General features: G+C 54.8%; 7 protein-coding genes. 4 read left to right on the forward strand and 3 right to left on the reverse strand.

The genetic code is table 11. The annotated features are described in order from the left end of the window. Positions 1-199 precede the first annotated feature (199 nt). Both RT613_RS20230 and RT613_RS20235 read left to right on the forward strand, forming a co-directional pair. Positions 200-613 carry an antitoxin Xre-like helix-turn-helix domain-containing protein gene (locus RT613_RS20230; protein WP_313618179.1) on the forward strand — a complete coding sequence of 138 codons (414 nt, stop codon included), beginning with the start codon at positions 200-202 and terminating at the stop codon, positions 611-613. Then, positions 607-1305, forward strand: a complete 699-nt coding sequence (locus tag RT613_RS20235) for an RES family NAD+ phosphorylase (protein ID WP_313618180.1) — start codon at positions 607-609, stop codon at positions 1303-1305. The genes RT613_RS20230 and RT613_RS20235 overlap by 7 nt, the downstream gene beginning before the upstream one ends. A gap of 104 nt (positions 1306-1409) precedes the next feature. On the opposite strand, the gene RT613_RS20240 is transcribed toward RT613_RS20235, so the two are convergent. Next, a complete protein-coding gene (locus RT613_RS20240; protein ID WP_313618181.1) occupies positions 1410-1799 on the reverse strand; it encodes a hypothetical protein in 390 nt (129 codons plus the stop codon). Positions 1800-1949: 150 nt separating this feature from the next. Next, entirely contained in the window at positions 1950-2261 is a 312-nt protein-coding gene (locus RT613_RS20245) for a hypothetical protein (RefSeq protein ID WP_313618182.1), read from the reverse strand. 254 nt (positions 2262-2515) lie between these two features. Here RT613_RS20245 and RT613_RS20250 point away from each other — a divergent pair, with 254 nt between their 5' ends. Together RT613_RS20250 and RT613_RS23885 are read left to right on the forward strand one after the other, a co-directional pair. After that, positions 2516-4456 carry a DUF4139 domain-containing protein gene (locus RT613_RS20250; protein ID WP_313618183.1) on the forward strand — a complete coding sequence of 647 codons (1941 nt, stop codon included), beginning with the start codon at positions 2516-2518 and terminating at the stop codon, positions 4454-4456. A 302-nt stretch (positions 4457-4758) separates the two neighbouring features. Next, positions 4759-5064 (forward strand): ribonuclease E inhibitor RraB, encoded by a 306-nt coding sequence (locus tag RT613_RS23885; protein ID WP_409558869.1) that lies wholly within the window; start codon positions 4759-4761, stop codon positions 5062-5064. Positions 5065-6199: 1135 nt separating this feature from the next. Here the strand turns inward: RT613_RS23885 and RT613_RS20260 are convergent. Continuing rightward, positions 6200-7015, reverse strand: a complete 816-nt coding sequence (locus RT613_RS20260; protein ID WP_313618184.1) for an aminoglycoside 6-adenylyltransferase — start codon at positions 7013-7015, stop codon at positions 6200-6202. Positions 7016-7251 lie beyond the last annotated feature (236 nt).

Genomic DNA, 7251 nt, shown 5'->3' on the forward strand with positions numbered 1-7251 from the left:
GCCGTATCGTCATCTCTACACTGCTGGGGGGAAGCTGTCTTTTGTCGTTTTACCTTCCGCAGGCGTAACGTAGCACCGCAAGTGTTAATTAGTCGGCGCTGATTTGTGCTGAAACTGGCCAAGTTCCATCGGCATTTAAGATGCAATCATTGCCAATTGGCAAAAATATGTTACATATATGCCAGAAAGTGAGGTTGCCATGCAACTACTGCCTGTCGTTTCCACCCTGGCGGATGCCGGATCGAATGAGATTACAGATGCGGAGGCGGGGGCTTTGGCCCGCACCACCGTCAACCTGTTTACCGCATGGAAACTCACGGATGCGCAGGCCTGCACGCTGCTGGGTGGGCTTTCCGCCCGCACATGGGCGCGCTGGAAAGAAGGCAGCGCCGGCCGTATTGACCGTGACCTGCGCATGCGCATGGCGCATCTCATGGGCATCCATAAGGGTGTGCGTTATCTCTTCAAGGATGTGGCGCGCGGTTACGAGTGGATCAAGGCGCCCAACACGGCGTTTGGCGGCAAATCGGCACTGGATATCATGTTGCAAGGTGAGCTTTCTGATCTCGCCGTGATGCGTGAATGGCTGGATGCCGAGAGAAGCGCATGGTGAGCGGCACCTCCGTGCGGACCGATATATGCTGGCCGCAGACCTACCGCATCATCCGCTCCATCTTTCCGCCGATCCACCTGTTTGAGGATATTGCCGACCCGCAGGATTGGGAAGCGTTGGTGGCGGTGGAAGAAAAGACCAATCCGCGTGTGCGCTACGAGGTGGGGGACCTGGGCAAGGTGCCGGCTGCCCGGCGGGTGTCCGGCCCAGGTGCCAGCCTGGTGATGGCGCCTTTCGTGCATTGTTCGAAAGACCGTCCGGGTCGCTTTTCCGATGGCAGTTACGGCATTTATTATGCCGGCGAAACGGAAGAAGTGGCGGTGGCTGAAACCGTGCATCACCACCAGAACTTCATGCGCTCTACAGATCAGGCGCCGGGCTGGACGTCCGATTTCCGCGTGCTGGTTGGCAGCATTGACCGCACGCTGGATGACGTGAACGCTGTCGCCGATGTGCGCCACCCCGTGGATTATACGGCCTCACAGGTGGAAGGTAAAAGGCTGCGCGACGCCGGTAGCGACGGTCTGGTGTGGGACAGTGTGCGTATGCCGCAGGGGCGCTGTATTGGCGTGTTCTGGCCAGATGTGGTCAGTATTCCCGGCCAGGGGCGGCATTATTGTTACCACTGGAATGGCACACGGGTGGATTATGTGCGCCAATACGACACCGGTGCGGTGTTGAAAGTGACCTGATCGGGATGGCTATGTTGAAATGAAATTTTCTGATATTTCACTTCAATATATTGCCATAATTTTCTGAATTTGCTGAATTATGTTGTTGTGTGTGGTGCCGCCGATCACAATCTGCGTTCGGCCTTGAAGGTTGAGTTGAACGGTTCCGCAACAGCCGCCACCTCACGGCGTTTCAACACGTGATGGCTTTCGGCGAGGATTTCTCGGTAGCGCTGGATCTTGGTGGTTTTCATCCGCACCAGCTCATCCCTAGAGACGGATGCCTGATGCATCGGCAAAACCGCTTCGTTTTCCAGGAGATCGAGCAGCAGGTTTCGCATCACGGCATTTTCTTCGCGCAGGTTTGCCAGCTCTATGGCTTTGCTGCTCGATGCGAATTTCTGCGCAATGGCCTTTTCGATATCCTTTTCGACCATCAGGGTCTTGGCCGCAAAGTAGCGACAGATAAAGAAGGTGGCAGCGAGCGCGCATATCGCAATAAGAACATAGAACATGTCGATCTCCAGGTTACCCCTGATGTCGATATTCTCTGGTCCAATTTCAATATGCGGCACGCCTGGCCACGCGAAACAACTGTCTCACGAAACAGAATTCAGCTGTCTGGTGATGTAGCGTCCAGGCAATGGCGGATGTTTTCAGGCGTGTTACCTCACGTGGTAGGCTGCCTTGCGTGCGGGGTAGGCGTGAGGCTGGCCATCCTGCAGGATGAAACCCTTGCGCGACATGCAGCGGCGGATTTCGGCAGAACCATAGTCGCCACCGTAAAAACCAACCCGGTGATATCCGTCATATCCCTCATAGCTGCAGTGGTCGAGGGCGGCGCGATAGGCGGCCTCCAGCACCGGATCACCTGCCACCGGCACAGCGCCGTAGAGATACCAGTTATTGTGTGCCTGCGCGGCGGCTGCCGAAAAACCAACGCCCAATGCCACGCCCAAAACAAGCTTGAGTTTCATCTGCTGTCTCCAAAGCAATTGTGGTCAAACAAATTGTCGCCAAACAGAACGGCAATTTCGGCTGATTTGTTCCAGCACCTGTGCCGCTACGGCGTTCTTTGCGTAGGTTCACCAATGCTTTGTTATCACAACAGGGGAATGACAGCTGTTTGCGTCCTGAGTTGCCTCAAATTGCACCAAAAACTACAATCCTATGCGATTGATGCAGCTGGGAGCTGCGTGGCTTTTGCCATAGTTACAGTCGGGGAGTTTTTATGATCACCACCAAACGCGTTCTTCCAGCCCTCTTTTTCGCGCTTGTTTCAACCACAGCCTTTGCCGCCGTGAATGGTCCCGTCAAGTCAGTGACACTGTCGTCCGGCGGGCTGGCGGAAATTGTCCGGTCTGCTGAGGTGGGGCAAGACTCCGAAATTACCATAGAAGTGCCGCTCGACCAGATCGATGACGTCTTGAAAAGCCTTGTGGTTCGGGACAAGGAGGGCAGGGTCAAGAACCTGTCGCTGGCTGGCCCAAACCCGCTGGAAGAGACCTTCCGCACATTGCCGTTCAAGGCGTCCGATCTCTCTTCCATGCCGAAGCTCTTGGATGCCATCAAGGGAACGCGGGTCAAGGCCGGCGATAAACAGGGCGTTGTACTTGGTGTGACGGCAAGTGAAAATGAAAAGACGGCAAAGAGCTGGCAACTCTCCCTGATGACCGATGACGGCGAAATTGCCATGGCGCCGATCCCCGGCACCAAGGTGGAAATTCTCGATCCCGCCGTCAAAGACAAACTCAAGACGGCCATGGATGTGATTGCCAAGGGCAATACGGATGGTGCGCGAACCGTGACACTGAAACTGGATGGCGCCGCTGCACGGCAGGTTGATATCTCCTATGTCGTGCCGGCGCCGATCTGGAAGACCTCCTATCGCCTTGTCACCAGCAAGGAAGGTGAGGTGCGCCTGCAGGCCTGGGCGGTGTTTGAAAATGCCTCCGGAGAAGACTGGAACGGTGTTGGTGTCACTCTATCGTCCGGCAAGCCAGTCACGCTCAAACAGGCGCTGCATCGCCATTTCATGCGGGAACGCATAGAGGTGCCGGTTGATACTGCGGCCGCTGGCCTGCCAGCCGGTGCCATGGCAAAACCCATGGTGATGAGGAACCGCGCGGGCGGTGCAGATTTCCTGGCATCCGCACCCATGGCGGAGGCCATGGCGGTTGAAGCGCCAGCACCCTTTGCCATGGCAGGTGGCCAGGAGGCCAGTGCAGCCGAGCAGGATGTGACGTCGACTTTTGCGCTGAAAGGCAGCTATGACGTCAGGAATGGCGACACGATCTCCGTGCCGATCCTTGATCAGGGCGTGAAGGCCGAGATGGTTTCGCTTTACCGGGTCGGCATGGCAGGTGAACATCCCGTGGCTGCGGCACTGATTGAAAACAATGCCGGCATCAGCCTGCCACCCGGCATCATGACGGTTTATGACGACAATGTCGGTTATGTCGGGGATGCCCAGATCAATGGCCTTCCACGCGACCAGAAACAATCGGTCAGCTTTGCCGTGGACCAGAAGGTCAATATCGGTGCTGCGGTAAAAACCAGCCAGAACATTGTCAGCCTGAAGGTCGTTGATGGCATGATCCACACCAAGTCCTCAACCGTTGAGGTGGCGACTTACGAGATTACAGGCGCACAGGACGGTGAGCGCACTGTGGTGATTGAGGTTCCCAAACGCAGCGGCTGGGCATTTAGCGCCGAGGGACAGGACGAAGCGACTGCCAGCGACTACCGCATCAAAACAAGCCTGAAGGCAGGCGAAAAAAAGACGCTCGAAACCCGCTATGAGCTGGTCAATGACGAGACTGTGTCGCTGATCGATGCCGATGCCTTTACGCTGGTTGCCTGGCAGGAAGCGGCTGCGGATGACGCTACAAAAGCCAAACTCATTGAGCTTGCCGATGCCCGCCGCAGCCAGAATGATGCGGAAATCAAGCTGCAGCAACTTGATGAGGATTATAGCCGCACGTCAGACGAACAGGCGAGGGTGCGCGAAAACCTTAGGGCTGTTGGTGATGGCGATACGAAAAACCGCTTCGACAAACAGCTCAACGTGCTGGAGGACAAGCTGACCGCAATCGAGGGCCAGCGGGTTGAACAGCGTAAGGTGCTGGACGATTTTACCGCCAGGGTTGGCGACATTATCCGGACCTTCTGAAAGCCCGTTGCCGGTGCCTTGCTGTGCCGGCGACTTTTTTGTGGCCATGCCCCACAGGCGATCAGTGGCACGCTTTTCAGACGGCCGGACTTCTGCAATTCAGCGCGAGACATCAAGGTCGCGCTTGCTGGCCAAATCATCGTGTTTGATGCCTGCTGATAGAAAGCAATGAGCTGCAACGTCTCATTGCTTTTGTCCGCAATATGGAAAACACGGTTGCGAATTCTGGGTGATTTCAGGGGGAAGGATTCTTAATGCAGCATGACATTCCAGACGACGTGAATGGCGACGTCCTGCGCAGAATGATAGCGGACGGAGACAATCTCTCTTTGCCTCGCGAAATCGATTTTTCGATCCTGTTTCCAGATGAAAAATCAGCCATCCGTTTTGCTAGAGCTGTTGGCGGCAAATTCGATAGGATCAAGATCCGATTGCTCGACAACGCCATGCGCGGCTTTGACTGGGATGTCACTGCCAGCCGCGTGATGCTGCCTGATCACACGGAGATCACCGAGATCGAAATGTTCCTCGAAAACGTGATAACGCCACTGGGTGGCGAGAACGATGGTTGGGGATGTTTTCAAGTCCAGTCTCACAGTGACAGCTGACGCATTCAAAAGCGCCGCAGACACCGTCGTCATCCGACCGGAAACAACCTTCGACAAAACCTCGATCCGCTGCAGATCGCGCTCGCTCATCGCTATCAATCCCATCTGCAATCTCCCACACGTTATTCAGACCCGGGGAGTGTGACATTCCAACTTTGCAGAAACAGGAGACTTTAACTTTGCGGCTACATACAAAGATCACATAAGATATATTATGGAACTTATCTATGTGGTGTCGTGGGGAAAAAAGCCTGAAAAACCCATGTTTTGCCGCTCTGCCGTTTGCTGCCTGCGATGTGTTGGTTGTTGCATTGTGTCGTGTTCAGGTCCTTCTCTGTCTTTCACTGGCTGACTGCTCTGCCACCGATCGATTGAAGCATACAGCGCATTCCGATCGTCCACGCTAACGACGTCGTCCTTCACATAGCCCAACTGTTTACTCCTGACACTCTGCATGCGCAGCTCCACATTGACGACATGTGTACGCTTCAGCGTCGTTTCCACCGTGATGCTACCAAGCTTAGATGGGCAGAATTTTATCGATCATCGAGCTACATCATGGACCAAATTCTGTTCCGTCACAGTGTCTTGGTTGAGCGATTTTGGCTCTGATCAGAACCCGTATCATGCGCATCTATGGTTCGTTCGAATGGCTTTGATGCATGTTGATATGTCGGCCAGTAAGCGCAGCTCTGGGCGCTGAATTTCAGGAAAGACACGTCGTCAAATAGTTGGTTTGGTCGAGATGAACAGAATTCTTGATCGCTGAAAAACGGTCGGATTGAGAGTAGGGCGCTCCCCTACCCCTGGCCTATCTGCCAGCATCTCACGCGACGCCGTAATTCGTTTTTATTTTACATTATAAAAATTATACAATGCAATGAATTTAAATGAGAAAACAAATTCACAATTTCTATTTCTTGTGTGAAGTGGGCTGGTGTAGCGCTATCTGAATAATGTCAATTAGAGAAAATATATAATGTAATGATTTTGTTGCTTTAAAATCAATTTCATTAGGCGATTTTTGGCGCCTTGTTCGCGCACACTTGAATGTGTCTAGTTCGTCGTCAATATGACCTTCAGGGGCAGGGTAAACCCCTACCCTTCAACTCATGACGACTCTTATAGCACACGTTCAAATCAGCGCATTCCAGTCTGGTGATGGCCCGAGCTGGCGAGCGAGATGTTCGATCGTGGCTTTTTGAAACGCCTCCGGCCAGTCCAGATTGAGCGTGGTGGCCAGCGTGTGAGCACGCGGCAGGAACTGTCGTGCGATGTCAAAATGAGCTTCTGTGACAGCCTGCCGTTGCGGCCCGGGAGACGGCAAGGACATCAGCATCTGCATGTCTGCGGGCGGCAGATTGCGGCTGAGATGCAGCGCCCCGCCACGACCTGATGTGGCGACAGTTTCCAGCAGCAGGTTGGTGAAGAGGTCACGCAACATTCCGGCACCGCTGACCGCTGTCAGATATTCCTGCCGGCCAATCACCACCGGCAGCAATCCGAGAACCCGCAGGAACTCCTGGATCAGATATTCGACCTTCGCGGCATCCGGGCCCTTGGCTGGTCGCTCTGCCGGCAAGGTCTGGTATATGTCGTCGCGGTCGATCCGCGGCTTTAGCGTGTTGCGCGCATAGTCGGTCAACGCGGATGGTGGCATGACAGAGAGATCGCAGCGCAGCCAGTCCTGGCTGATGGCGTTGACGAGTATGCCGCCCTGCCGTCTTACTCGCCAGAACACGATTGGCGTGATGGTGTCCAGCAGGTCTCGCCACCGCGCCAGCATGTCATCCTGAGCATCTGTTTCAATCAATGCTATGAAGTCGACATCGCTCAAACGGTCATCCGTGCCGCGACCAAAACTGCCTGCCAGGAAAAGGCCACGTATCGCGGTGTCATCGCGCAACGCGTCACTGATGCGGTCGATCAGCTGCGATTGGTCCATGGCCATGCTGTTTGCTCCCGCTTTTAAACCACACGCGTTACGGTGTGGAGTCTGTGCCTGCTCGACACCGGCACATCATAGGAAATCCCATGTCGCTTGCAATGAACGAGATATGCCCCTCTTTTGCTTCGGTTGCGTATTGTGCGGCACCAATGGAGTAAGGATGGGTGGAGCAACCATGTCCTCGACGTCATCCTCGCCCTTGAGGCGAGGATCTAACCACGCCAGCCACGCTCGTTTCG

Origin of the sequence: Agrobacterium sp., from assembly GCF_032092815.1 — a bacterium.
Taxonomy (GTDB): domain Bacteria; phylum Pseudomonadota; class Alphaproteobacteria; order Rhizobiales; family Rhizobiaceae; genus Agrobacterium.

What these genes read in the sequence shown, in the direction of transcription:
- RT613_RS20230 (WP_313618179.1), top strand. Translation starts at nt 200, where the DNA reads ATGCAACTACTGCCTGTCGTTTCCACCCTGGCGGATGCCGGATCGAAT.
- RT613_RS20235 (WP_313618180.1), top strand. Translation starts at nt 607, where the DNA reads ATGGTGAGCGGCACCTCCGTGCGGACCGATATATGCTGGCCGCAGACC.
- RT613_RS20240 (WP_313618181.1), bottom strand. Translation starts at nt 1,799, where the DNA reads ATGTTCTATGTTCTTATTGCGATATGCGCGCTCGCTGCCACCTTCTTT.
- RT613_RS20245 (WP_313618182.1), bottom strand. Translation starts at nt 2,261, where the DNA reads ATGAAACTCAAGCTTGTTTTGGGCGTGGCATTGGGCGTTGGTTTTTCG.
- RT613_RS20250 (WP_313618183.1), top strand. Translation starts at nt 2,516, where the DNA reads ATGATCACCACCAAACGCGTTCTTCCAGCCCTCTTTTTCGCGCTTGTT.
- RT613_RS23885 (WP_409558869.1), top strand. Translation starts at nt 4,759, where the DNA reads ATGATAGCGGACGGAGACAATCTCTCTTTGCCTCGCGAAATCGATTTT.
- RT613_RS20260 (WP_313618184.1), bottom strand. Translation starts at nt 7,015, where the DNA reads ATGGCCATGGACCAATCGCAGCTGATCGACCGCATCAGTGACGCGTTG.